The organism is Thermomonas mangrovi (genome assembly GCF_028201335.1).
In the GTDB taxonomy this organism is placed as follows: Bacteria; Pseudomonadota; Gammaproteobacteria; order Xanthomonadales; family Xanthomonadaceae; genus Thermomonas; species Thermomonas mangrovi.
Window position 1 is genome coordinate 235,001 of sequence record NZ_JAPEVV010000002.1, and the last position, 24,709, is coordinate 259,709.

The 24,709-nt window shown below is 69.8% G+C and carries 25 protein-coding genes and 1 tRNA gene; 13 read left to right on the forward strand and 13 right to left on the reverse strand.

From position 1 onward, the window contains the following. Window positions 1-80: 80 nt before the first annotated feature. Window positions 81-1,403 carry a metal-dependent hydrolase family protein gene (locus ON759_RS04780; protein WP_271679220.1) on the forward strand — a complete coding sequence of 441 codons (1,323 nt, stop codon included), beginning with the start codon at window positions 81-83 and terminating at the stop codon, window positions 1,401-1,403. Continuing rightward, a complete protein-coding gene (locus ON759_RS04785; RefSeq protein ID WP_271679221.1) occupies window positions 1,400-1,651 on the forward strand; it encodes a SemiSWEET transporter in 252 nt (83 codons plus the stop codon). The genes ON759_RS04780 and ON759_RS04785 overlap by 4 nt, the downstream gene beginning before the upstream one ends. Here ON759_RS04785 and ON759_RS04790 read toward each other — a convergent pair. Genes ON759_RS04790 through ON759_RS04805 form a run of 4 tightly spaced genes read right to left on the reverse strand, consistent with a single transcriptional unit; the run spans window position 1,599 to window position 3,977 of the window. Further along, window positions 1,599-2,222 carry a DUF998 domain-containing protein gene (locus tag ON759_RS04790; RefSeq protein WP_271679222.1) on the reverse strand — a complete coding sequence of 208 codons (624 nt, stop codon included), beginning with the start codon at window positions 2,220-2,222 and terminating at the stop codon, window positions 1,599-1,601. The two genes, ON759_RS04785 and ON759_RS04790, sit on opposite strands and share 53 nt — an antisense overlap. After that, window positions 2,219-3,139 carry an alpha/beta fold hydrolase gene (locus tag ON759_RS04795; protein WP_271679223.1) on the reverse strand — a complete coding sequence of 307 codons (921 nt, stop codon included), beginning with the start codon at window positions 3,137-3,139 and terminating at the stop codon, window positions 2,219-2,221. The genes ON759_RS04790 and ON759_RS04795 overlap by 4 nt, the downstream gene beginning before the upstream one ends. Next, entirely contained in the window at window positions 3,121-3,339 is a 219-nt protein-coding gene (locus tag ON759_RS04800; protein ID WP_271679224.1) for a helix-turn-helix transcriptional regulator, read from the reverse strand. The genes ON759_RS04795 and ON759_RS04800 overlap by 19 nt, the downstream gene beginning before the upstream one ends. Then, window positions 3,336-3,977 carry a hypothetical protein gene (locus ON759_RS04805; protein ID WP_271679225.1) on the reverse strand — a complete coding sequence of 214 codons (642 nt, stop codon included), beginning with the start codon at window positions 3,975-3,977 and terminating at the stop codon, window positions 3,336-3,338. Before ON759_RS04805 ends, ON759_RS04800 begins: the two co-directional genes overlap by 4 nt. 135 nt (window positions 3,978-4,112) lie before the next feature. Here ON759_RS04805 and trxA point away from each other — a divergent pair, with 135 nt between their 5' ends. The 4 genes from trxA (at window position 4,113) to ON759_RS04825 (ending at window position 8,574) form a co-directional block, all read left to right on the forward strand. Next, window positions 4,113-4,985, forward strand: a complete 873-nt coding sequence (gene trxA / locus ON759_RS04810) for a thioredoxin (RefSeq protein ID WP_271679226.1) — start codon at window positions 4,113-4,115, stop codon at window positions 4,983-4,985. 103 nt (window positions 4,986-5,088) lie between these two features. After that, window positions 5,089-7,086 (forward strand): bifunctional serine/threonine-protein kinase/formylglycine-generating enzyme family protein, encoded by a 1,998-nt coding sequence (locus ON759_RS04815; RefSeq protein WP_271679227.1) that lies wholly within the window; start codon window positions 5,089-5,091, stop codon window positions 7,084-7,086. 25 nt (window positions 7,087-7,111) lie between these two features. Further along, a complete protein-coding gene (locus tag ON759_RS04820; RefSeq protein ID WP_271679228.1) occupies window positions 7,112-7,807 on the forward strand; it encodes a DUF502 domain-containing protein in 696 nt (231 codons plus the stop codon). Beyond that, on the forward strand, window positions 7,804-8,574 hold the full coding sequence (locus tag ON759_RS04825) for a queuosine precursor transporter (RefSeq protein ID WP_271679229.1): 771 nt from the start codon (window positions 7,804-7,806) through the stop codon (window positions 8,572-8,574). The genes ON759_RS04820 and ON759_RS04825 overlap by 4 nt, the downstream gene beginning before the upstream one ends. A gap of 64 nt (window positions 8,575-8,638) precedes the next feature. Here the strand turns inward: ON759_RS04825 and ON759_RS04830 are convergent, their stop codons facing one another. Then, window positions 8,639-9,970, reverse strand: coding sequence for a DEAD/DEAH box helicase (locus ON759_RS04830; RefSeq protein ID WP_271679230.1), 1,332 nt, complete (start codon window positions 9,968-9,970; stop codon window positions 8,639-8,641). A gap of 350 nt (window positions 9,971-10,320) precedes the next feature. Between ON759_RS04830 and ON759_RS04835 the strand changes: the two genes are divergently transcribed. Continuing rightward, entirely contained in the window at window positions 10,321-10,668 is a 348-nt protein-coding gene (locus tag ON759_RS04835) for a hypothetical protein (protein ID WP_271679231.1), read from the forward strand. 3 nt (window positions 10,669-10,671) lie between these two features. On the opposite strand, the gene ON759_RS04840 is transcribed toward ON759_RS04835, so the two are convergent. The 4 genes from ON759_RS04840 to ON759_RS04855 are packed head-to-tail and all read right to left on the reverse strand — an operon-like array spanning window position 10,672 to window position 14,443. Beyond that, a complete protein-coding gene (locus ON759_RS04840) occupies window positions 10,672-11,094 on the reverse strand; it encodes a DUF1801 domain-containing protein (RefSeq protein ID WP_271679232.1) in 423 nt (140 codons plus the stop codon). Window positions 11,095-11,104: 10 nt separating this feature from the next. Beyond that, window positions 11,105-12,478, reverse strand: coding sequence for an MBL fold metallo-hydrolase (locus tag ON759_RS04845; protein WP_271679233.1), 1,374 nt, complete (start codon window positions 12,476-12,478; stop codon window positions 11,105-11,107). Between the two features lie 52 nt (window positions 12,479-12,530). Further along, on the reverse strand, window positions 12,531-13,292 hold the full coding sequence (locus ON759_RS04850; RefSeq protein WP_271679234.1) for a LytR/AlgR family response regulator transcription factor: 762 nt from the start codon (window positions 13,290-13,292) through the stop codon (window positions 12,531-12,533). Further along, window positions 13,289-14,443 (reverse strand): sensor histidine kinase, encoded by a 1,155-nt coding sequence (locus ON759_RS04855; RefSeq protein ID WP_271679235.1) that lies wholly within the window; start codon window positions 14,441-14,443, stop codon window positions 13,289-13,291. The genes ON759_RS04850 and ON759_RS04855 overlap by 4 nt, the downstream gene beginning before the upstream one ends. A 284-nt stretch (window positions 14,444-14,727) precedes the next feature. On the opposite strand from ON759_RS04855, the gene ON759_RS04860 reads away from it, so the two are divergent. From ON759_RS04860 to dxs, 6 genes are all read left to right on the forward strand, one after another. Beyond that, on the forward strand, window positions 14,728-15,159 hold the full coding sequence (locus ON759_RS04860; protein ID WP_271679236.1) for a DoxX family protein: 432 nt from the start codon (window positions 14,728-14,730) through the stop codon (window positions 15,157-15,159). Next, window positions 15,156-15,569 carry a DoxX family protein gene (locus tag ON759_RS04865; protein WP_271679237.1) on the forward strand — a complete coding sequence of 138 codons (414 nt, stop codon included), beginning with the start codon at window positions 15,156-15,158 and terminating at the stop codon, window positions 15,567-15,569. The genes ON759_RS04860 and ON759_RS04865 overlap by 4 nt, the downstream gene beginning before the upstream one ends. A 118-nt stretch (window positions 15,570-15,687) precedes the next feature. Then, the gene (locus tag ON759_RS04870; protein WP_271679238.1) at window positions 15,688-17,073 is read left to right on the forward strand and encodes a M16 family metallopeptidase; all 1,386 of its coding nucleotides are present in this window, start codon (window positions 15,688-15,690) and stop codon (window positions 17,071-17,073) included. Then, a complete protein-coding gene (locus ON759_RS04875) occupies window positions 17,070-18,467 on the forward strand; it encodes a M16 family metallopeptidase (RefSeq protein WP_271679239.1) in 1,398 nt (465 codons plus the stop codon). The genes ON759_RS04870 and ON759_RS04875 overlap by 4 nt, the downstream gene beginning before the upstream one ends. A gap of 129 nt (window positions 18,468-18,596) precedes the next feature. Continuing rightward, window positions 18,597-20,684, forward strand: a complete 2,088-nt coding sequence (locus ON759_RS04880; RefSeq protein ID WP_271679240.1) for a M13 family metallopeptidase — start codon at window positions 18,597-18,599, stop codon at window positions 20,682-20,684. A gap of 113 nt (window positions 20,685-20,797) precedes the next feature. Then, on the forward strand, window positions 20,798-22,702 hold the full coding sequence (gene dxs, locus ON759_RS04885; protein ID WP_271679241.1) for a 1-deoxy-D-xylulose-5-phosphate synthase: 1,905 nt from the start codon (window positions 20,798-20,800) through the stop codon (window positions 22,700-22,702). Window positions 22,703-22,770: 68 nt separating this feature from the next. On the opposite strand, the gene ON759_RS04890 is transcribed toward dxs, so the two are convergent. From ON759_RS04890 to ON759_RS04905, 4 genes are all read right to left on the reverse strand, one after another. Then, complete coding sequence (locus ON759_RS04890; protein ID WP_271679242.1) at window positions 22,771-23,805, reverse strand: TraB/GumN family protein; 1,035 nt, start codon at window positions 23,803-23,805, stop codon at window positions 22,771-22,773. Window positions 23,806-23,936: 131 nt separating this feature from the next. Beyond that, window positions 23,937-24,013, reverse strand: a tRNA-Pro gene (locus ON759_RS04895). Between the two features lie 19 nt (window positions 24,014-24,032). Beyond that, window positions 24,033-24,389: a MerR family transcriptional regulator gene (locus ON759_RS04900; protein WP_271679243.1), complete on the reverse strand. Its 357-nt coding sequence runs from the start codon at window positions 24,387-24,389 to the stop codon at window positions 24,033-24,035. Continuing rightward, window positions 24,382-24,699: an integration host factor subunit alpha gene (locus tag ON759_RS04905; RefSeq protein ID WP_271679244.1), complete on the reverse strand. Its 318-nt coding sequence runs from the start codon at window positions 24,697-24,699 to the stop codon at window positions 24,382-24,384. The genes ON759_RS04900 and ON759_RS04905 overlap by 8 nt, the downstream gene beginning before the upstream one ends. Window positions 24,700-24,709: the final 10 nt, after the last annotated feature.

Here is a 24,709-nt window from a genome sequence, read left to right on the forward strand (position 1 = left end):
AAAGCCTACCGCAGCGCAGCATCCACCGCCATTCGCCGGCCTTGCATGGCACCATCCCGCATCACCCCGGGGGAACCACCATGCGCCATCGCCTGTTCACCGTCGCCCTGCTTCCTGCATGCGTGTTGTGCTCGCTCGCCCTGCCCGCCTTCGCCGGCGGGGCCAGCCCCCAGGACACCGCCCTGCACTGCGGCAAGCTGTTCGACAGCCGCAGCGGCAAGCTGCTGGATGCGCATACCGTGGTCGTGCGCAACGGCAAGGTGGCCGAGGTACTGCCCGGTCGCGCCGAGGCGGCCGCCGGCATGGCCGCCATCGACCTGGCCGACCGCACCTGCATGGCCGGCTGGACCGACCTGCACGTGCACCTCGGCAGCCAGTCCAGTCCGCAGAGCTATTCCGAAGGCTTCCGCCTGGACGATGTCGACTTCGCGTTCCGCAGCATCGGCTACGCCGAGAAGACCCTGATGGCCGGCTTCACCAGCGTGCGTGACCTCGGCGGGACCATCACCCCGCACCTGCGCGACGCGATCAACCAGGGACTGGTGAAGGGGCCACGGATCTGGGCGGCGGGCAAGTCGATCGCCACCACCGGCGGCCATGCCGATCCCACCAACGGCTACAACAGCGAGCTCTCGCACCTGCTGGGCCCGCCCGGTCCGACCGAGGGCGTCATCAATTCGGTCGACGATGCGCGCCAGGCCGTGCGCCAGCGCTACAAGGACGGCAGCGACGTGATCAAGATCACCGCGACCGGCGGCGTGCTCAGCTACGCCAAGTCCGGCGATGCGCCGCAGTTCACCGTGGAGGAAGCCAGGGCGATCGTCGACACCGCGCGCGACTACGGCTACAAGGTCGCCGCCCATGCGCACGGCGAGGAAGGCATGTACCGCGCCGTCGCCGCCGGCGTGACCAGCATCGAGCACGGCACTTACATGAGCGACCGGGTGATGGGGCTGATGAAGCAGAAGGGCACCTGGTACGTGCCCACCCTCTACGCCGGGCGCTTCGTGGCGGACAAGGCGAAGATCGACGGCTACTACCCGGACATCGTCAGGCCGAAGGCCGCGCGGATCGGCGCGCAGATCCAGCACACCGCGGCCAAGGCCTACCGCAACGGCGTGAAGATCGCCTTCGGCACCGACATGGGCGTCGGCCCGCACGGGGACAACGCGCGCGAGTTCGCCTACATGGTCGACGCCGGCATCCCGGCCGCATACGCCTTGCAGGCGGCGACGATCCACGCGGCCGAGGTGCTGGGCGTGGACGACCAGGGCGTGGTCGAACCCGGCAAGCGCGCCGACATCATCGCGATGCCGGGCGACCCGGTCGCCGACATCGGCAACACGATGAAGGTCGACTTCGTGATGAAGGACGGCGTAGTGATGCGGGAACCCGCGCGATGAACCTGGAGTGGATGGGGTACCTGGCGGCGGCCTGCACCACCCTGTCGTTCGTGCCGCAGGCGGCGAAGACCATCCGCACCCGCGACACCTCCGGCATCTCGCTGTGGATGTACGTGGTGTTCACCTTCGGCATCGCCTGCTGGTTCGGCTACGGGCTTTTCCTGCAGTCGTGGCCGATGATCGTGTCGAACGCGATCACCTTCGTGCTGTCGGCGACGATCCTGGGGTTGAAGCTGAAGCACGGCTAGCGGTGGCGCGGCTGGCCACGAGCCACCAGCCGAACCACAGCAGGAAGGCCAGGCGCTGGGCCAGGCCGACCCAGGCGCCGATCGGCGCGAACACGGCCAGCACCGGCACCGCGACCGCCGCCACCGCGCAGGCCCCGGCGAAGCCCCGCCCACGCCCGGCGCCCACCGCCAGCAGCAGCGCGCCGGGCACGAACGCGATCCACCACAGCATCCACGCGAGCACGTGCCAGCGGCTCGCGGCCGCATCGACGTCGCGCGGGTCCAGCGGCAGCAGGCCCTGCGTCGCGAACGCCAGCGCCGACAACTGCACCAGCACCACCCCGACCCGTGCCAGCCAGCCGCGCATCGCCAGCGCCGCGCGCAAGCGCAGGCCTGCCCATGCAAGCAACACGCCGGGCACGACGAACGCCGCCAGGTTGAACGCGGTCGCCCACGGCATCCCGATCGCCCCGCGCAAGCCCACCGGGTGCAGGCGATGGGCGTACTCGGGCAGGCCGATCCGCGCCGCCAGCATGGCACCCGCGAACAGCGCGAGCGCGACGACGGGGATGGAACGGGTGGGCTCGCTCATCGGCAGGCCTGCTTGAAATGGGTCTCGAGGAAGGCTTCCATCTTCGGGAATTCATCGAGTGGTTCGGCATGGCCGCCGGGCACCACCACGTGCTCGGCAGGGTGGCGGAAGCCATGCGCCTGCAGCCGCCGCATCATCGCATCCGCCATCTCCTTCGAGGGCCACATCTCGTCCTTCGCCGCCGACACGAACTGGACCGGGCCGTCGATCCGTTCCACCCGGATCGCGGCGCGCTGCATCGCCGCCGTGTCGCGCATCATCGTCGCGAAGGCCGCGCGCAGGTCGCCGGTGAACAGGTGCGGCGTGGCGGCCCAGGTCATCGGGACGAACGGCAGGGGCTGGTCTCGGAGTGAGAACCCCGACGTGGTCATGGCATCCGTCAGTGCCGGGAACACCGCGCTGCCCGGCACGATCGCCACCACGGCGCGGATCTCGGGATAGTGGCTGGCCAACAGCAGGGCCAGCTCGGCCCCGCGTGAACCGCCGATCACCGCGATGCAGCGGCCGTCCACGCGCGGATCGCGCGCGGCTTCCATGATCGCCGCATGCACGCCGTCCAGCGAGATGCGGTCCAGGTGCTCCGGGGAGTTCGGGGTGCCGAAATATCCCAGTGCCAGCAGCGCGTAGCCCTGGTCGAGGAATCGCTCGCGCTGCTCCTTCCAGCGTTCGCTGGCCCAGGGATTGCCGCCCTCGCTGCCGCCCAATCCGACCAGCAACGGGCGTGTGCCGCCCTCGCGCACGAACAGCTCGGCATCGACCTGGCCATGCCGCGGCGGCAGCGTTTCGGTGTCGAAGCTATACACCACCCACCACATGTAGGTCGCCAGCATCGCGACCGCCGCCAGCAACAGGCCCAGCACCCACATGCCGATGCGGAATCGATTGCCGGGACCAGCGCTCACGACGACCTGCTCCACTGGAATACCTCCTCGATGCGCACGCCGAGGGCATCGGCGATGCGGAAGCCCAACTCCAGCGACGGCGCATAGCGGCCCGCCTCCAGTGCGATGATCGTCTGCCGGGTGACGCCGCAGGCATCGGCCAGCGCCTGCTGGGTCATCTCGCCGCGCTCGAAGCGCAGGCGGCGGATCGCGTTCTGGATCGACGTGCCGCTCATGCCCGGCGGTCCCGCCAGTACAGGCCCACGATGACCGCCTGCTCGACCCAGAGGCCCCAGACCAGCGTGGTCATCAGCAAGTGGGCGATGAAGGGGTAGCTGAACTCGCGCAGCCGCGCGGTCTCGCTGAAGCCGAGCAGCACCGCGATGCCGATCACGCAGGCCACCGTCGCCCAGCGACCCCACTCGCAGGCGACCGCCTCGATGCGCGCATCGCGCTCGTCCGCGAGGACACGCCCGGACCAGCGTTGCCGCAGGACGTGGGACAGCACCAGCCAGGCCACGAACAGCGTGCCGACCTTCGTCCCGGCGCGGCCGGCGTCGGGGTTCTCGCCGATCGGCAGCGCTACCCGGAAGACCTCGGCGGCACCCAGCATCGCCACCACCAGCGCGGTCGCGAACGCCAGCCCGACCCAGGCCTGCCACTCGCCCGGTGCCAGCGTGCCTTCGTCGTCGCTGCGCGGCAGGCGATGCACGGCATCCACCGCGAACCACACCGAGGCGATGAACAGCACGCTGCCGAACCAGCCCAGCGGCAGGCCGAGGTCGCGGTATTCGCCGCTGAAGAACAGGACCAAGCCGACCCCGGCCAGGGCCAGCCAGGCGATCAGGCGGTTGCGGGGAGACAGGACGGACATCGCCGTTACCTCTGGCTTACACAATGTAAGCCACACATTACATTCTATGTCACGGATGTCAACTATTTTTTACATCTCCTTGTGAACCGCCGGCCGCGTCGCCATGTCCCGGGCATCCCAACCGCTCCCCACGCCATGACCGACCTCGCCAAGCCGCACGTGTTCGACGCCACCGCCGCGACCTTCGAGGACACAGTGATCCGCAAGTCGCTGGAAACCCCGGTGCTGGTGGACTTCTGGGCGACCTGGTGCGGCCCGTGCAAGACCCTCGGGCCGATCCTCGAGAAGCTCGCCGCCGACTACCACGGCGCGTTCACGCTGGCCAAGGTGGACGTCGACAAGGAGCAGGAACTCGCCGCCGCGTTCCAGATTCGCTCGGTGCCGACGGTGATGCTGGTGAAGGGCGGGCAGTTGGTCGACGGCTTCCCGGGCGCATTGCCCGAAGGCCAGCTGCGCGAGTTCCTGAAGCACCACGGCATCGAACCCGCCGCCCCGGTGGAGGAGGACGCCTCGGTGCCGGACGCGGAGCCGGTGGATCCGCACGAGGAGGTGATGCGCCTGCGCAAGGCCATCGAGGCCGAGCCGGACAAGGCCGAGCTCAAGCTGGACCTGGCGCTCGCGCTGTTGCAGACCGGCGCGGCCGGCGAAGCCGAACAGCTGCTCGACGGCCTGCCGGCCAACCTCGCCACCGACGACCGCACCATCCAAGCGCGCGCGCGGCTCGGCTTCGCGGCGCTGCTCAAGGACGCGCCGGCCGCGGAGATCCTGGAGGCCGCGATCGCCGCCGATCCGGGCGACCTCCGCGCACGCCACCTGCTCGGCGTCCGCAAGCTGGTGTCGGGCGACGCCGAAGCGGGCCTGTCGCAGTTCATCGAGATGCTGCAACGCGACCGCGGCTACGGCGACGGCCTGGCCCGGAAGTCGCTGATCGACGCGTTCCGCGTCGTCGAGGACGAGGACCTGGTGGGACGCTATCGCCGGCGGATGTCGGCGCTGCTGCTGGTCTGAGCGCGCCGCGCACGGCGACCTGCGTCGCAATCGCGCGCCACCGCGGTTCCCAGCCGCCGCCGCGCGGTCGTATGCTCGGGGCGACGCCACCCCCGGGACGCCCGTGAACGACGCACGCCACGCTACGCGCGACGAGATGCCGCAGGTCGCGGGCCATCGCCTGCTGCGCGTCATCGGGCACGGCGGGATGTCGACCGTCTACCTCGCCGAACAGGTGTCGCTGGGGCGCAAGGTCGCGCTGAAGGTGATGCTCCCGGAAGCGCTCGCCGACGAAGTCAGCCGCAGCCGCTTCGAGCACGAGGCGCGCACCATCGCGCGCCTGCAGCATCCGCACATCGTCGGCATCCATGAGGTCGGCCGCACCGAGGACGGGCTGCCGTTCTATTCGATGCCGCACCTGCCGCGCGGGCACCTGGCCCAGCGCGACCTGCGCGGCGACCAGCCGCGCGTGGCCGCGATCCTGCGCGACCTGCTGGATGCCCTGGACTACGCGCATGTCCGCGGCGTCGTGCATCGCGACGTCAAGGCCGAGAACGTCCTGTTCGACGAGAACGAGCGACCGCTGCTCGCCGACTTCGGCATCGCCCTGCGGCGCGGCGGCAACCCGCGCCTGACGTCGGCCGGGCTCGCGGTCGGCAGCACCGCCTACATGCCGCCGGAACAGGCGCGCGGGCTGGAGGTGGACCGCCGCGCCGACCTCTACAGCCTCGGCGTGCTGGGCTGGGAAATGCTCACTGGCCGCCTGCCTTACTGCGCCAGCGACGCCCTGACGATGGCGCTGAAGCATGTGCAGGACCCGATCCCGCGCCTGCCCGGCGTGCTGCGGCACTGGCAACCGCTGTTCGACGCGGCATTGGCCAAGCGCCCCGAGGATCGCCCGGCGAGCGCGCAAGACATGCGGGAGGCGCTCGACCAGGTCGAACGCCGCGCCGGTCGCGGCTTCGGGCGGGTCGAGGTGCCGGCATCGACCGATGCATCATCGTCTGCGCGCGCAAGCCGCCTGCGCCCACGCCTCGCGCTCGCCGCGGCGGCAACCATCGGCATCGCTTTCGTCGGGGCTTGGTGGTGGATGGCACGCGTGACTGCCCCTCCCGCCAGGAATGCCGGCATCGATGCCGTGCCCGGCCTGCCTGCCCCTGCGACGGATGCCGCTGGTGGCGTGCTTGCCATGCCCGAGGCGACGGCGTCGCCCGGGCAGTCGGTCTCCGCCGAGGGCGCGGCCTACGTGGCGAACGCCAACCAGCAGATCGCCGACGGGCGCCTGTTGTCGCCCGCCAATGCCAACGCGTGGGACAGTTGGGACGCGGCATGGCGGATCAACGCCACCCATGCCGACGTGCAACTGCTGACCGCACGCCTGTTCGATGCGCTGGCCGAGGCCGCCACGGCGGCCCTGGGCCGCGCCGATGCCGGTGGCGCCCGGGCCTTCTTCGAGCGTGCGCGCCAACTCGATGCGCGCCGCGGCGGCGATGGCAGCGCGATCGCATTGCTGCGCAAGCGGCTGGAGGCTGCGTTGGCCGCACAACTCGACCGCCTGCTCGGCAAGCGCGACCGAGCGGCAGCGGAGGCCCTGCTCGCCAGCAGCGCGTGGATCACCGACGACCCGGCACGACGACGCGCGTGGCAGGCGCGCGTCGCCGCCCTGCCGGCCAAACCCACCACCCCGGTCATGCCCGCGGTTGCGGTGCCGGCCTCCGCACCCGCCCCGGTCGAGATAGTGACGGTCACCCGCACCGAATACGCCCGCTTCGCCGAGGCGACCGGCCGCGCGGCCGCGGAGTGCGGTCGCGCCGGCCTGTTCGGCGGCAAGCGCAGCTGGCGCACGGCAGGCGGCAGGCGTGGGGACGCCGGCCCGGTGGCCTGCGTCACCGCCGCCGACGCGCAGGCCTATGCCAACTGGCTCGATGCGCAAGGCATGGGGCGCCACCGCCTGCCCAGCGCGGGTGAGTTGCGCGCACAACCGCTGCAGCCGATCGCCGGCTGGACGACGTTGTGCGCGGATGCGGACTGCGCCCGGCGCATGGCCAGCGGCAAGCTGCGCGCCCTCGATGCCGCGCAGGGCTATCCCGATGTCGGCATCCGCCTGGTGCGCGCGCGCTGAGGGCATCGGCCCCTACAATCGCGGCATGTCCGCACCCGCCCCCCGGCCGCCGCTCGGCCAACGCCTGCAACGTCTGTTCCTGACCGGCCTGCTCACCCTGCTGCCGCTGTGGTTGACGTGGGTGGTGGTGAAGTTCGTGTTCGTCCTGCTCGGCGACCTCAGCAAGCCGCTAGTGCAGCCCTCGCTGCAGGGGATCGCCAGCCGCAACCCGATGGCCTTCGGCTGGCTGGTGGAACCCTGGGTGCAGGGCGCGATCGCGCTGGTCGCGACCGTGCTGGCGATCCTGCTGGTCGGCTGGCTGGCGCGGCGGGTGATCGGCCAACGCCTGCTGCGCTGGTTCGAGGCGCTGGTGTCGCGGATCCCGCTGGCCAGCACCGTCTATGGCAGCGCGCGCAAGCTGCTCGACATCCTGCAGACCAAGCCGGACGGCACCCAGCGGGTGGTGCTGATCGATTTCCCGCATACCGAGATGAAGACGCTCGGCTTCGTCACCCGGGTGATGCGTGAAGCCGGCACCGGCCGCGAACTGGCCGCGGTGTACGTGCCGACCACGCCCAACCCCACCTCCGGCTACCTCGAGATCGTGCCGGTGGAGAAGATCACCCCGACCGACTGGAACGTGGACCAGGCCATGAGCTTCATCATCAGCGGCGGTGCCGTGGCGCCGGAGACCATCCCGTTCTCGCCGCCCGCCGCGCGCCAGCCGGGGGCCGGCGCATGAACCGCCTGCTCGACGACCGCGCCACCCGGCTGTTCATCGGCCTTGCCGCGTTCTTCTGCGTCAACGCGGTGCTCGCCGAGTTCATCGGGGTCAAGATCTTCGCGCTGGAGGACACGCTGGGGATCGCGCCCCTGCAGTGGAACCTGTTCGGCCAGACCGGCTCGCTCAACTTCACCGCCGGCACGCTGCTGTGGCCGATCGTGTTCATCATGACCGACACGGTCAACGAATACTTCGGCAAGCGCGGCGTGCGCATGATCAGCTGGCTGGCCGCCGGCCTGATCGTGTACGGCTTCGTGTTCGCGTTCGTCGCGATCCACCTTGCGCCGGCCGCGTGGTGGGTGGGCGTGGCCAAGGACCAGGGTGTGCCGAACTACCAGGATGCGTTCGCCGCGGTGTTCGGCCAGGGCCTGTGGACGATCTGGGGCTCGCTGGTCGCCTTCGTGATCGGCCAGCTGATCGACGTGTCGATCTTCCATCGCATCCGCAAGCGCACCGGCGAACGCCACGCCTGGCTGCGCGCCACCGGCTCCACCGCGGTCTCGCAGCTGGTGGACAGCTTCGTGGTCCTGTACATCGCGTTCGTGCTGGGCCCGCAGCAGTGGCCGACCTCGTTGTTCCTCGCGGTCGGCACGCTCAACTACGCCTACAAGATGCTCGCCGCGATCGCCCTGATCCCGCTGCTGTACCTGATGCGCGCAGGCATCCATCGCTACCTCGGGCGCGCCCGCGCCGACGAACTGCGCGAACAGGCGGCCGAAGGCTGATTCGATCGGAAAGCGAAAGGGCCGGCAATGCCGGCCCTTTTGCATGTTGCGTGCTGCGTGCGGATTACCCGCGCGTGCCGCGACGCTCGCCGCCCGGGCGGCCGTTGCGCTGGCCATCGCGCTGCGCCGGCTTCTGCCCGGTGTGCGCATGTGCGTGCGCGGAGGCGTCGCGCGGCTTGCCGTGCGGACGCCGATTGCGCGACGGCGGGCGCGGACCGCGCGGTTGCTGCTTGAACGGGGCCGCGTCGGTGCGGATGGCACGGGTCGGCTCGAAGCCCTGCACGTGCTCCATCGCGATGTCGCGGCCGAGCAGCTTCTGGATCTGCCGCAGCAGGTGCGCCTCTTCCTGCGCCACCAGCGAGATCGCTTCGCCGCTGGCGCCATTGCGGCCGGTGCGGCCGATGCGGTGGATGTAGTCCTCCGCGACCATCGGCAGGTCGTGGTTGATCACCAGCGGCAGGTCCGGGATGTCGAGGCCGCGCGCGGCGACGTCGGTGGCCACCAGGATCCGCGCCTTGCCCGACTTGAACTCGTTCAGCGCCTTCTGGCGCGCCGCCTGGCTCTTGTTGCCGTGGATCGCGACCGCCGGCAGGCCGGACTCCTCCAGCTGTTCGGCCAGCCGGTTGCAGCCGTGCTTGGTCTTGCCGAACACCAGCACCTGCTCGGTGTGGCGGCGGCTGAGGATCTCGACCAGCAGCGCGCGCTTCTTGGGGCCGTCGACCGGATGCGCGCGGTGCGCGATGGTCTGCGCGATGGTGTTCTGCGCGGCGACCTGCACTTCCTGCGGGTTGTCGAGGAATTCCAGCGCCAGCGCCTTGATGCGCGGCTCGAAGGTGGCCGAGAACAGCAGCGACTGGCGCTGCTTGGGCAGGCGGTTGAGGATGCGCTTGATCGCCGGCAGGAAGCCCATGTCGAGCATGCGGTCGGCCTCGTCCAGCACCAGCACCTGCACCGCGTCGAGCTTGACGCTGCCGCGGTCGAGGTGGTCGATCAGGCGGCCCGGGCAGGCCACCAGCACGTCGACGCCGCGACGCAGCTGGTCGACCTGCGGCTGCATGCCGACGCCGCCGAACAGCGTGGTGACGTTGAGCTTGAGGTGGCGGCCGTAGGTCTTGAAGCTGTCGGCGACCTGCACCGCCAGTTCGCGGGTGGGCACCAGCACCAGCGCGCGCGGCTTGCGCGGGCCGGCTGGCGGGGTTTCCTTGCTCAGGCGGTTGAGCACGGGCAGCGCGAACGCGGCGGTCTTGCCGGTGCCGGTCTGGGCGCCGCCCAGCACGTCGCGGCCGGACAGCACCAGCGGGATCGCCTGCTGCTGGATCGGGGTGGGCGTGGCGTAGCCGTTGTCGGCGAGCGCGCGCAGCAAGGCAGGCGCAAGGCCAAGGGTATCGAACGTCATTTTCGGAACTCCGGTGATGTTGCGGACCCATGCACGGGCATGGGCGAAACCCGGGCGTTCCTGTGGACCTTGCGGTCCGTCCGCGCACCGAGCCGACAGATGGCACGACGCCGGATATCCGGGCCGTGTCTGCGCGACGAAAGGCGTAAGGGAAAAGTAGCCGCATGGGCGGCCGGCTTGATCAGGAAAAACGCACCGTCGGGCGAACCCTTGGGCGATCAGCCGTGCGCAGAACAGCGCGCATCATACGCGAAACCCGCTGCGCCGCCCCGCCATCAGGCAGCCGCCGTTCACCTGCCGCACATCGGGACGGGGCACACTTCCGTGTCGGAATTGCACACCAGCACTCGATGAAGCCCGAAACCGTCCTTGCCCGCCTGCTGCTCGCCAGCGTCTTCCTGGTCGTCGGCGGCTACCGCCTGTGGCTGGCCTACCGGGGCGCCCCGCTGTCCAATGGGACGCTGGTCCTGTCGGCGGCGGAAGTCGGCCTGGGGCTGGCGATCGCCGCCAATTGGCGCCTGCGGCTGGCGGCCGGCGTCGCGATGGTCGCCCTGCTGGCCGATGCCGCGCTGTCCCATCCGTTCTGGCAGAGGGAAACGGGCGCACGCAGCGAACACCTGCTGCACTTCATGAAGAACCTGGGGCTGGTCGGCGGCCTGCTCCTGCTCCTGTCCGGCACCAGCGGCAAGCGCCGCTGACCCTCAACCGCGGACGCGCCGCGGCGCCATCGCGCGCACCGATCCGTCGATGATCCCGCGCAGCACGCCGGCATCGACGTCGGCGAGCTGCTTGATGTACAGGCAGCTCTTGCCGGTCTTGTGCCGGCCCAGCTTCGCGATCAGGCCGGCGAAGGCGTCGAAGCCGGGCATGATGTAGAGCGTCAGGTCGTGCTTGCGCGGCGAGAAGGCGACCAGCGGCCACTCGAAGCTCTTGCGCGACGTGTTGGTGTAGGCATAACGGCCGAAGCCCACGATCGCCTCGCCCCACATCACCGGCGGCTCGCCGGTGGCGGCCTGCATCATCGCGCACACCGCCTCGCAATCGGCGCGACGCGCCTCGGGCTGCCGCGCCAGGAAGTCGGGCACCGACGCGCTGGTCGGGCGGGTCTTGGGTTCGCCGCTCATCGCATGCTCCTCACGCCTGCAGCACCATCCCCGGCCGCGCCAGCACCGCCTCCACGCCGTGGCGCTCGCCGATCTCGCCGGCCAGCGCCTCGCGCGCCAGGTCCTCGCCGTGCACCAGCGCCAACCGCGGCTTGGGCTCGAAATGCCCGAACCACTCCAGCAATCCATGCTGGTCGGCATGCGCCGACAGCCCGCCCACCGTATGCACGCGCGCGCCCACCCGGTAGTCGCGGCCATGGATGCGCACCCAGCGCGCGCCATCGACCAGCCTGCGCCCGAGCGTACCGACCGACTGGTAGCCGACGAACACCACGTGGGTGCCGCGGCGCCCGATGTTGTGCTTGAGGTGGTGCAGGATGCGTCCGCCATTGGCCATGCCGCTGCCGGCGATCACGATCGCGCCGCGTTCGATGCGGTTGATCGCCATCGATTCGTCGGCGGACTCGGTGATGTGCAGGTTGGGCAGGCGGAACGGATTCGGGGTGCCGCGCCAGGTCTCCCTGGCTTCGGCATCGAACAGGCCATGGTGGCGCTCGTAGACCTTCACCACCTTCCCGGCCATCGGGCTGTCCAGGAAGATCTGCCAGCGCGCCAGGTTCCAGTCGTCCCAGTGGCGCGCGAACCAGTACAGCAGTTCCTGCGAGCGGCCGACCGCGAAGGCCGGGATCAGCACGTTGCCGCCATCGCGCCACGCGGCGTCGAGGATGTCGCCGAGCTCGCGGATGGTGGCGCTGCGCTCGCGGTGGTTGCGGTCGCCGTAGGTCGATTCCATCAGCAGCAGGTCGGCCTCGCGGATCGGCGTGGGGTCGCGCAGGATCGGCGTGCCGCGCGGGCCGAGGTCGCCGGAGAACACCAGCTTGCGGCCGTCGGCCCAGAGCTCGACGCTGGCCGAGCCGAGGATGTGGCCGGCATCGCGCAAGGCGATGTCCACGCCATCCAGGATGGTCGTGCGCGCGTCGTACGGCAGGGGTTGCAGCAAGTCGAGCGCGTCGCGCACGTCGTCGCGCGAGTACAGCGGCACCACCTTCGGTTCGCCCGCATCGTGCCGCCGGTTCTGTCGCTCCGCGTCCGATTCGGCCAGCGAGGCGGCGTCCATCAGCATGATCGGCACCAGGTCCGCGGTGGCGCGCTGGGTCCAGATCGGGCCCCGGAAACCGCGACGCACGAGCAACGGGACGCGACCGACGTGGTCGATGTGCGCGTGGCTGAGCACCAGCGCGTCGATCGAGGCCGCATCGAACGGGAACGGGTCGGCATTCGCCGCCTCCAGCTCCTGGCTCCCCTGCTGCAGGCCGCAGTCCAGCAGCACCCGCTTGCCCGCAGCCTCGACCAGATGCATCGAACCGGTCACCTGTCCTGCCGCACCATGGAAATGCACGCGCATCCGTCGTCGCTCCGCGGGGGTCCTCCGCGCAGGGTAGCGCAGGCGACGCGCCTCAGCCGTGCAGCCGCTCCGCGGTGGCAGCATCGCCACCCACCAGCCCCAGCGCGGCGCGCAGGGACTCGCGGTAGCTGCGGCCGGACACCAGCCGCTGGCCGCCCTGCAGGGTCACGCGATAGCGGCCCGAGGCGAGCGGCTCGACCTCGCGGACGGCATCGACGCGCACGATCGCCGAACGGTGGATGCGCAGGAAGCGGGCGGGGTCGAGCTTGGCGTGGAAGCCGCTGATCGTCTCGCGCAGCACGAAGCTGCGTGGGCCTGCGCGCAACTCGACGTAGTTCGCCTGCGCCAGCACGCAGTCGAGCTCGTCCAGCTCGACCATCTGCATGCGCCGCCCGATCGGCAGCGCCAGCCGCCGCGGGAACGCGGGGGGGGCGATCGGCGCGGCCTCGCCGGTCAGCATCCGCTGCACGCGCTCCACCGCGCGCTGCAGGCGCTCTTCGGACACCGGCTTGAGCAGGTAGTCGACCGCCTGCACCTCGAAGGCACGTACCGCGTGCTCGGCGTAGGCAGTGGTGAAGACCACCGCCCGCGGCCGCTCGACCACGTGCTCCAGCGCCTGGAAACCGTCCGCGCCGGGCATCTGGATGTCGAGGAACAGCAGGTCGCAATCGCAATCGGGCAACAACTTCATCACCTCGATGCCGCTGGCGCATTCGCCGACCACGGTTACCCCGGCGATCCCGCCCAACAGGCGGCGCATGCGCAGCCGTGCCAACGGCTCGTCGTCGGCGATCACCACGCGGAGGGCAGTCATGGCTGGAACAACTCCTGGAGGGCGGGACTGGCGGGCGGACCTTCTTCGGCAACGCTGCGGCGGCCCACGGTCCGCGGCAGCTGCAGGGATACCCGCGTCCCGCCGGAAGGGTTGGTGAGTACCTCGAGCGACGCGGCGCCGCCATAGAGCGCTTCGAGGCGTGCGCGCGTATTGGCCAGGCCGATCCCGTGGCCTTCGATGTCCGCGATGGCATCCGCGCCATCGTCTTCGACATCCAGCCACATCACCGCCCCGTTGAAGCCGGCACCGATCCGCAAGGTGCCGGGCCGCAAGCGCCTGGCGATCGCATGCACCACCGCGTTCTCGACCAAAGGCTGCAGCAACAGCGGCGGGACCAGCTCGTCGAGGCACTCCTCGGCGACGTGCCAGTGCACCTGCATGCGATCGCCCAGGCGCACCTTCTCGATCACCAGGTATTGCCGCAGCAGGCCCAGCTCATCCCGCAGGCTGACCCATTGCCGCCGCGAACGGTCCAGGCTGCGTCGCAGCAACTCGGACAGCGCCACCAGCATCTCGTCGGCGCGCTTTGCATCCACGTGGACCATCTCGGCGATCGAGTTGAGCGCGTTGAACAGGAAATGGGGGTTGAGCTGCGCCGAGATGGCATCGAGCCGCGCCTGCGTCAACCGCGCCTGCAGCTCCGTCGCGAGGCGTTCCTGCGCATGCGCGCGATCGAAATAGAGGACCGCATGCGCCAGCCCGATCACGATCCAGGAGATGAGCAGGTTGTTCTGCAGGCTGGTCGGCATCACGTCGCGCCAGAAATCCGGCGGCGACTCGTACCAGTGGATCCAGGGATCCAGCGCGTAGATGTAGAGCGCGCGGAGGAAGACCATCGCGATGGCACCTGCCATCAGCCACGCGACCTGGGCCGCGGCTCCCTTGCGCCGGATCGTGAAGCGCGCCGACAACCAGAACAGGGAGACCGTCAACGGGATCCAGCCCCACATCCCGACCAGCCGGACCTTCAGCAGATACGCCCAGTCGTACGCGTTCCCCACTTCGGCAAGCATGCCCGCTTCCTGGTAGGCGTAGAGCAAGCCATAGGCCGTCCAGCCCAATGCGCTGGCGAGCCACACCGTCCACCACTTCCAGGGCGCGGAGGTCGGCGACGGCGGGGGTGCTGGCAACTCCATTCCCCCCACGCTACGCCCGCCCACCCGCCCCGGCAACGCCATCGATGCGACCGCCGTCACGCTCGTGTCGTTCGTCCCGGAACGCTTGCGACAGCGCGCTCCCGGGGCGAACGTCCCCCCGACGCGGGCAACCGGCCCGCATCCGGGGTACCTCCCATGCAGCGCACGACCTTCGCCATCGCACTCGCGAGGCCGGCATGATCCCCGGCGACACTCCCCTGGTACCGCGGGACCGGTGGTTGACGGCCCGCGGCTTTTTATTCCGACAACCGGCACGGTTGCTGCGCGACTACCCCTGGTGGCCGCTCGGGGATGCGATGCGCCTGCTGCGCTATGTCACCGCCCTGCTGTTCATGGCGCATGCCTCGATGCGCTTCGTCTACGGCAGCATTCCGCAGTTCGCATGGGCGATGGAACACGTGCACGGCTTTTCGCATGGCGAGCGTTGGGTCCTGGCGATCACCGCCTACGAGCTCGGTGCGGGCACCCTGCTCCTGCTCAACCGTGGCGTGCGGTGGGCAGCCAGCGGACTGGCGGTGATCGTGTCGGTTGGCATTTACCTCATCCATCGGCACCTGGGCTGGTTCGTGGGTGAGCACGGCACCGGGGGCAGCGAATACAGCGTGGCCCTGCTGGCCATGCTGCTGGTGCTGGCCGCGTGGGATGCCGAGCAGTCGCGCCAGCGTCGTTCCACGGCATCCTCGCCATGAATCGCGACGGCACGCCGCGGGCCGCACTGCTTGCCTTCCGCGTGCTGGTGGCCATGCTGATCGGCATCCACGGCTGGTACCGCCTGCTGCACGGCGGCAGCCCGCCGTTCGGCGACTGGCTGGCCACCCAGGGCGTCCCCTTGCCGCACGCCATCGCCTGGTCGATCACCTTCGGCGAGATCCTCGGGTCCGCCTGCCTCGCCCTGGGCGTGTGCGTCCGCCCGATCGCGATCTTGCTGATGCTGGTGTACGCCACCGGCATCGCCCTCCTGCATGCGCACGAAGGCTGGTTCGTGGTGGGCGCAGGGCGCAATGGCAGCGAGTACAGCGTGCTGCTGATCGCCAGCCTGGCCTTGATCGCGGCCGCGATCCGCGACCCGCTGTGGCGTCCGCGCGCGCGCGAACGCTGACATCCCCCGCAGCACCGCCTCAGGCACACCCGACCGCCCAGCGTCCACCCCGACTTACGGCAGGGGCCGGCGGGCGCCCTGCTGCGGCATGGTGGGACGTCGCCATCGAGGGTTCCCCATGCGCCTGCTCACGACGGGTCTGTTGCCGCTGGCATGCGCCGCGGCGCTCAGCCTCACCACGCTGTCCGCGCACGCGGCCCAGCCCGCCCCCAAGGTGCCCGGCAGCGACGCCATCGCCAGCAAGACGCTGGCGAACGGGCTGAAGATCGTGGTCTGGCCCGACCACGACATCCCGAACGCCAGCTACTACACCTTCTACAAGGTCGGCAGCCGCAACGAATACCCGGGCATCACCGGGCTGGCGCACTACTTCGAACACATGATGTTCAACGGCACCAGCCGGCGCGCACCGGGCGAGTTCGACCGGATCATGGAAGCCGCGGGCGGCAGCAACAACGCCAGCACCAGCAACGACCTGACCATCTACACCGACTGGTTCCCGACCAGCGCGCTGGAGACGATCTTCGACCTCGAGGGCGACCGCATGGCGAACCTCGCGTTCGACCCGAAGGTGGTCGAGAGCGAGCGCGGCGTGGTCTACAGCGAGCGCCGTTCCAGCGTGGACAACGACAACTTCGGCACGCTGATGGAGCAGATGCAGGCGACCGCCTTCACCGCGCATCCCTACCAGTTCCCGACGATCGGCTGGCCCAGCGACATCGAGGGCTGGAAGATCGACGACCTGAAGACGTTCTTCAAGACCTACTACGCGCCCAACAACGCGGTGCTTGTGATCACCGGCGACGTCGAGCCCGCGCAGGTCTTCGCGCTGGCCGACAAGTACCTTGCCCCGCTGCCGCGCCAGCCCGCGCCGACGCCGGTCACCACCGTCGAACCCGAGCAACAGGGCGAGCGGCGGATCGTGGTCGAACGCGCGGATGCGCAATCGCCGATCATCGCGTATGCCTTCCACAGCGGCATCGGCGCCGGCAGCAAGGATTACCCGACGCTTGAACTGCTGGCCACCATCCTGTCCCAGGGCCAATCCTCGCGCCTCAACCAGCGCCTGGTGGAGCGCGAGCAGGCCGCGGTGCAGGCCGGTGCCTTCGCCGAAGCCGGCTTCGACCCGGGCCTGTTGTGGATCTACGCGATGCTGCCGCCGGGTGGCGTCCTGGCCAAGGCGGAGGCGCTGCTGGACGACGAACTCGCGAAGCTGGCGCGCGACGGCGTGACCGCCGACGAACTGGAGAAAGCGCGCAACCTCAAGGCGTCCGCGTTCTGGCGCAGCATGGCCACGATCAACGGCAAGGCCCGCGCCCTCGGCACCTACGAGGTGTTCAACGGCGATTACCGCAAGCTGTTCGATGCGCCGGCCGCCTACGAGGCCGTCACCGCCGCCGACGTGCAGGCGCTGGCGCGCAGGATCCTGCGCGTGCAGAACCGCACCACCGGCCTGCTGAAACCGGTCGCCGCCACTGCCCAGACCAAGGAGGGTGCACGATGAGCCGCCTGCGTTTCGCCTTCGCCGCGATCGCGGCGCTTGCGGTCGGCACCGCCGTCGCCGCCGAACCCAACATCCGCCTGCCCGACTACCAGGCGGTCACCCTGGACAACGGCGCCACCCTGCTGCTGATGCCGCGCCACGACGTGCCGCTGGTCGCGGCCTCGGTGGCGGTGCGCGGCGGCGCGCTCGCCGACCCGACGGGCAAGGAAGGCACCGCCGACCTGCTCGGCGACATGCTGTCCAAGGGCGCGGGCAGCCGCGACGCGCTGGCCTTCGCGCAGGCGGTCGACGGTGCCGGCGGCAGCCTCTCGTTCGGCAGTTCGCGCGAGGCCATCGTCGCCAATGCGCAATTCCTGGCCAAGGACAGCGGACTGATGCTCTCGCTGCTCGCGGACGCGCTGCTGCGGCCCGCGCTGCAACCCGCCGAGTTCGACAAGCTCCGCAAGCGCGCGATCGACGGGCTGGCCAACGCCAAGGACTCCGACCCGCGCCAGCTCATCGGCCTGTACGCGAGCGGCTGGCTGTTCCGCAATCATCCCTACGGCCGCCCGACCGGCGGCGACGAGACCAGCCTGGCCGCGATCGGCCTGGACGACCTGAAGGCCTTCCGACGCGAGCAGATGGGCGGCGACCGCCTCATCATCGCGATCGCCGGCGATTTCGACCCGGCCACGGTCACCCGCCAGGTGCGCGAGGCCTTCGGCGGCTGGGGCAAGGCGGCCGGCGCGCTGCCGCAGGTCACGGCGAAAGCCCGGGAACAGGGCCGGCGCGTGCTGCTGGTCGACAAGCCGGGCGCCACCCAGACCTACTTCGCGATGGCGAACGTGGGCAGCCGGCGCGGGGATCCCGCCGAAGCCGCGCAGGACTTGGTGCAGACCGCATTCGGGGGCCGCTTCACCTCGATGGTCAACACCGAGCTGCGGATCAAGTCGGGCCTGACCTACGGCGCCAGTTCGCAGGTCCAGCGCCCGCGCGAACCCGGCATGGTGGCGATCACCAGCTTCACCAAGACCGAAACCACCAAGCAGGCGATGGACCTGGCCATCGCCACCCTCGACCGCCTGCACCGCGACGGTCTGGACGCGGCCACCCTGCAGTCGGCGCGGCATTACATCGCCGGGCAGTTCGCCCCGGACCTGGAGACCGCGCCGCAGCTTGCCGCGCAACTGGTCGACCTGGCCCTCTACGGGGAAGGCCGCGAGGCGGTGGATGGCTACCTCGGCAAGGTCGCCGCGGCCACCCCGGCCGAGGTCGCCGCCGCGACGGACGTGTTCCCGCGCAGCGGGGACCTGGCGATCGTTGCGATCGGCGATGCGTCGAAGATCCGCGAGGCCCTGCGTGGCTACGGGCCGCTGACCGAGATGAAGCTCACCGACCCGCGTTTCTCGCCCTGACGACGCACGCCGGCGGCGCATGACCTCCGGCACCGGCAGGAGAACGGGCGGGCGACTACACTCCGGCGCGCATCCGGGGCCCGCACGGGCCCCGCCTTTCCATCCGCCCGTCCACCGGAGCCGTCGTCCGTGAAAAGCCCCAAGATCCTGCTGCTGTCCCTGTCGATCACCGCTGCGCTGGCCGCGTGCCAGAAGCCCGCCGAACCCGCCGCCACGGCCGCCAAGCCGACCCAGGCCGCGGTGGAGCTGCCGCCCCTGGCGGCCTTCAACGTCGCCGACCTCGACACCAGCAAGAACGCCTGCGTGAACCTGGCGGACTTCGTCAACAGCAAGTGGCTGGCGGCGAACCCGGTGCCGTCGGACAAGACCAGCTGGGGCAGCTTCGAGATGCTCGACGAGCGCTCGGTCGCCGCCAGCAAGGGCATCGCCGAAGCCGCCGCCGCGAACACCGGCGCGACCGGCATCGAGAAGCTGGTCGGCGACCTCTACGCCAGCGGCATGGACACCGCCAAGGTCGAGGCCGCCGGCATCGCGCCGATGCAGCCGATGCTCGACCGCATCGCCGCGCTCAAGACCCCGGCCGACATCGGCCAGTACCTGCGCGACGAGTTCGCCGCCGGCCGCGGCGAAGTGTTCGCCTTCGGTGCCGAGGCGGACTTCAAGAAGTCCAGCCAGAAGATCGGCTACGCGTTCCAGGGCGGCCTGTCGCTGCCGGAGAAGGCCTACTACCTGGAGGATGGCCCGGACGGCAAGTACAAGGCCATCCGCGAGGCGTTCGTGCAGCATGTTTCGAAGCAGTTGCAGAACGCCGGCGTGGCGGCGGCGGATGCCGGCACCCAGGCCAAGGACGTGCTCGCGTTCGAGACCCGCCTCGCGAAGGCCTCGCTGTCGCCGATCGAGCTGCGCAATCCCGAGAACCAGTACCACTACGTCACCATCGCCGATGCCGACAAGGCCAGCCCGAACTTCAAGTGGTCCGAGTTCTTCAAGGCCAACGGCGTGCAGGCCGACGGCTTCTCGCTGTCGCAGCCGAAGTTCTTCGCCGAGTTCGACAAGATGCTGGTCGACGTGCCGCTGGCGCAGTGGCAGGCCTACCTGCGCATCAACGCGATCGACGGCATGGCGCCCTACCTCGCCGACAAGTTCAACGACGAACGCTTCGACTTCTACTCGCGCACCCTGCGCGGGCAGAAGGACCAGAAGCCGCGCTGGAAGCGGGTCATGGACACGGTGGAGAACACCGCCGGCGAAGCGCTGGGCCAGCTGTACGTGAAGCAGTACTTCCCGGCCGAATCCAAGGCCGCGATGGAAACGCTGGTCGGCAACCTGAGCCAAGCGCTGAAGGCGCGCATCGAGGGGCTCGAGTGGATGAGCCCGGAGACCAAGGCCAAGGCCATGGACAAGTGGGCCAGCTTCACCCCGAAGATCGGCTACCCGGACAAGTGGCGCAGCTGGGAGGGCCTGGCCACCAGCCGCGATGGCTATGTGCAGAACGTGCTGGCCGCGGCGAAGTTCAACCACGCCTACGAGATGGCGAAGATCGGCAAGCCGGTCGACCGCAGCGAGTGGGGCATGTCGCCGCAGACGGTCAACGCCTACTACAACCCGCTGATGAACGAGATCGTGTTCCCGGCGGCGATCCTGCAACCGCCGTTCTTCGACCTCAAGGCGGACCCGGCGCTCAACTACGGCGGCATCGGCGCGGTGATCGGCCACGAGATGCTGCACGGCTACGACGACCAGGGCAGCCAGTTCGACGCCACCGGCAACTTCAACAACTGGTGGACCAAGGCCGACCGCGACGGCTTCGAGTCGCGCACCGCCAAGCTGGTCAAGCAATTCGACGACTACGTGGCGATCGACGGGCTGCACGTGAAGGGCCAGCTCACCCTCGGCGAGAACATCGCCGACCTCGGCGGCCTGAACGTGGCCTGGGATGCCTACCAGAAGGCCCTGGCCGACGCCGGCAAGAGTGGCGACAACAAGATCGACGGCTACACCGAGAACCAGCGCTTCTTCATGAACTGGGCCACGGTCTGGCGCCGCGCATTCACCCCGGATGAGCTGAAGGTGCGCCTGAACACCGACCCGCACGCCCCGGCCAACTTCCGCGCGATCGGCGCGCCGTCGAACATGCCCGCGTTCGCCACCGCGTTCGGCTGCAAGGCCGGCGACCCGATGGTTCGCGCCGAGGACCAGCGCGTGGTGATCTGGTAACACCGGACGCCCCGCGCGTGCCCAGGAAGGCCCGGCCAATGCCGGGCCTTCCGCGTTCAGGTGGCCGCGAGTCCTTCATTGCCCCGTGCCGCGGCCGGGGGGACAATACGCGGATGATCGATGCCACCCGCTACCCCCTGCTGTCGAAGATCGACAGCCCGGCCGACCTGCGCAAGCTCCCCGAGTCCGACCTGCGCGCCGCCGCCGACGAACTGCGCGGCTACCTGATCGAATCCGTGGGCAAGTCGGGCGGGCATTTCGGCGCAGGCCTCGGCGTGGTCGAGCTGACCACGGTCCTGCACTACCTGTACGCCACCCCGGACGACCGCATCGTCTGGGACGTCGGCCACCAGAGCTATCCGCACAAGATCCTGACCGGCCGCCGCGACCGCATCCACACGGTCAAGCAGCAGGATGGCGTCGCGCCCTTCCCGAAGCGCGAGGAATCCGAGTACGACACCTTCGGCGTCGGCCATTCGTCGACCTCGATCTCCGCCGCGCTGGGCATGGCCATCGCCAATGCCCGGGCCGGCAACGAGCGCCGGGTGGTCGCGGTGATCGGCGACGGCGCGATGACCGCCGGCATGGCCTACGAGGCGCTCGGCCACGCGGGCGGCATGGACGACGAACCCGACCTGCTGGTGATCCTCAACGACAACCGGATGTCGATCAGCGAGGCAGTCGGCGGCCTGACCAAGATGCTCGGGCGGATGACCGGCAGCAAGACGCTCAATGCATTGCGCGAAGGCGGCAAGAAGCTGCTGGGCGACAAGAACAGGCCGACCGCGCGCTTCGTGCGCCGCTGGGAGGAACACTGGAAGGGCATGTTCGTGCCGTCCACCCTGTTCGAGGAAATGGGTTTCCACTACACCGGCCCGATCGACGGCCACGACGTGGACGCGCTGCTCGGCGTGCTGAAGACCCTGAAGACGCTGAAGGGCCCGCAGCTGCTGCACGTCATCACCACCAAGGGCAAGGGCTACGAACTGGCCGAAGGCGACCAGATCGGCTACCACGCGGTCGGCCCGTTCGACCCCACGGTGGGCGTGGTCGGCAAGGCCGGCGCGAAGAAGCCCACCTACACCGACGTGTTCGGCGACTGGCTGTGCGACATGGCGGCGGCCGATCCCGCGCTGCTGGGCATCACCCCGGCGATGCGCGAGGGCTCGGGCCTGGTGCGCTTCAGCCAGGAATACCCGGACCGCTACTTCGACGTCGCCATCGCCGAGCAGCATGCGGTGACCCTGGCCGCGGGCATGGCCTGCGAAGGCGCCAAGCCGGTCGTCGCGATCTACTCCACCTTCCTGCAGCGCGCCTACGACCAGCTGGTCCACGACGTCGCCCTGCAGGACCTCGACGTGCTGTTCGCGATCGACCGTGGCGGCGTGGTCGGCCCCGATGGCGCCACCCATGCCGGCAACCTCGACCTCAGCTTCCTGCGCTGCGTGCCGAACATGGTGGTGATGGCGCCGGCCGACGAGGACGAGTGCCGCAAGATGCTGAGCACCGGCTACCGCCACGAGGGCCCCGCCGCGGTGCGCTACCCGCGCGGTACCGGCCCCGGCGTCGCGGTGCAGCCCGGCCTCGACACCCTGCCGATCGGCAAGGCGCAACTGCGGCGCAGTGGCGCGACGCTGGCCCTCCTCGCGTTCGGCGCGATCGTGCCGGCCGCCGAACGGGTCGCCGCCGAACTCGGGCTGACTGTGGTCAACATGCGCTTCGTGCGCCCGCTGGATCGTGCGCTGGTGCTGGACCTGGCGCGCAGCCACGCCGGCTTCGTGACCCTCGAGGACAACGTGGTGGCCGGCGGTGCCGGCAGCGGCGTCGCCGAACTGCTCGCCGCGGAGGGCATCGCGATGCCGATCCTGCACCTCGGCCTGCCGGACGCCTTCCAGCACCACGCAAGCCGCGAAGCGCTGCTGGCCGAAGCCGGCCTCGACGCCGACGGCATCCGCACCGCCATCCTTGGCCGTTGGCCGCAGCTGGCGCAGGCCGCGAGCGCCGCGCGCAGCGCCTGACCTTCGTCCACGCCTGCAGGCATCGCCCCCGGGGCATCGGCCCAAGGCGACACCCGTGCGCCATCGCCTCATTCGTCCGGGGCGATGACGGTGTAGCCCTTCGCCCGCAGGCGTTCGAGGTAGCCGCCCGGCTCGAGCATGTCGCGCATCGGCAACACCGCGAAGGTGGTGGTGTTGGTCGACAAGGCGGCGTCCGCCTTCGCCAGCCATTCGCCCTGCAGCCTCCGCATCGCATCGGCCATGCCCAGCGAGCGCCCGATGCCGCTTTCGGTGATCGCCTCCATGCAGGCCTGGTACTGGTCGTTCAGCGGCATCGCACGGATCGCCGCGACATCGCCCTGGGCCCAGGCGTTGGCGCGCATGCGCAGGGTCTCCATGTCCTGCCCCAGCCGGTCCAGGGTGCCTTCCAGGCACACCATGTCCTCGATCTGCGCGGCCTTGAACTGCTTGATCGTGGCCTTCGGGTCCTTCACCGTGATCGTGTGCTTGACCAGGGTGACCGTCGGATGGTGGCGCTCCACCGCGGCCGCGACCGCCGCCTTGGCGACATCCTTGTCGGACATGCCGCTGCGCTTGATCGCCGCCTTCCACAGCGCATCCGCCGCGAACATCGGGCGCAGCTTGTCGGCATCGCGGTCGAGGAATCGATCGCGGAAGGCGCTCCAGCGGACGTAGGTCGTCGGCGACAGGACCGCATCCAGGCGCTTGCCGTCCGGATTGTTCTTTACCCCGACCAGCGACGGCAACAGCATCAACGCCCGGAACTTGCCGATGTCGGAGTCCACCACCAACGAAGGCTCGTAGATCACTTCCTGCGCGTTGGCGATGACCTCGTCGACCTGCTGGGTGCGCCATTGCATGTTCGTGGGCAAAGGCTTGATCGTGCCCAGGATCCACAGGTCGTGCGCGCCGTTGCGCACCAGCCACAGCCCGGGCCCGGGCTGCTCACCGGTGACGACCACGGTCGCCTCGGTGCGGATCCCGTCGTCCGGCAACGGTGCCGATGGCGCGGTGGCCGCGGGCGGAACCTGCACCGCCTGCTGCGCGTGCAACGGGGCAAGCAACATCGCGCCCAGCAGGGCCGCCAGCAACGTCTTCCGCATCGATCTCGCCTCTCGCATGGTCCCTGCGGCGCAGTGTGACCGCAGCGGGGCGGAAAAGTTGAACCCGGGGATGAATCGCGGCGCGCAGTACGCAAAACGCCCGGGCGAGCCGGGCGTCATGCGTGTCGAATTGGTCGGGGTAGCCGGATTTGAACCGACGACCACTTGTCCCCCAGACAAGTGCGCTACCAGGCTGCGCTATACCCCGGTCGAACGATTATACCGGCTCAGCGGCGCAGCAGGTGCAGCACTTCCTCGAGCTCCATGCGCACCTGCTTGGCGATCTGGTGGCTGAGCGCCGACTCCTGCTTCGCGCCCTCGCCTTCCAGGCGCAGGCGCGCGCCGCCGATGGTGTAGCCCTGTTCGTACAGCAGGCTGCGGATCTGCCGCACCATCAGCACGTCGTGGCGCTGGTAGTACCGCCGGTTGCCGCGACGCTTGGCCGGCTCCAGGCTGGGGAATTCGGTCTCCCAGTAGCGCAGCACGTGCGGCTTGACGTCGCACAGCTCGCTGACCTCGCCGATGGTGAAGTAGCGTTTGGCCGGGATCGGCGGCAGTTCGCGGTTGCTGCCCGGGTCAAGCATGCGCGGCTCCCGCTGCGGCGGCGCCGCTGTAGGCCTCGACGCGTTCCTTCAGCTTCTGGCCCGGGCGGAAGGTCACCACGGTGCGCGCGGAGATCGGGATCTCCACGCCGGTCTTGGGATTGCGGCCGGGGCGCTGGTTCTTGCGGCGCAGGTCGAAGTTGCCGAAGCCGGACAGCTTCACCTGGCGGCCGGCCTCTAGCGCCTCGCGCAGCGCGTCGAAGAACGCATCGACGAATTCCTTCGCCTCGCGCTTGTTCAATCCCACGTCTTCGTAAAGACGCTCGGCCATTTCCGCCTTGGTCAATGCCATTGCTGTCCCC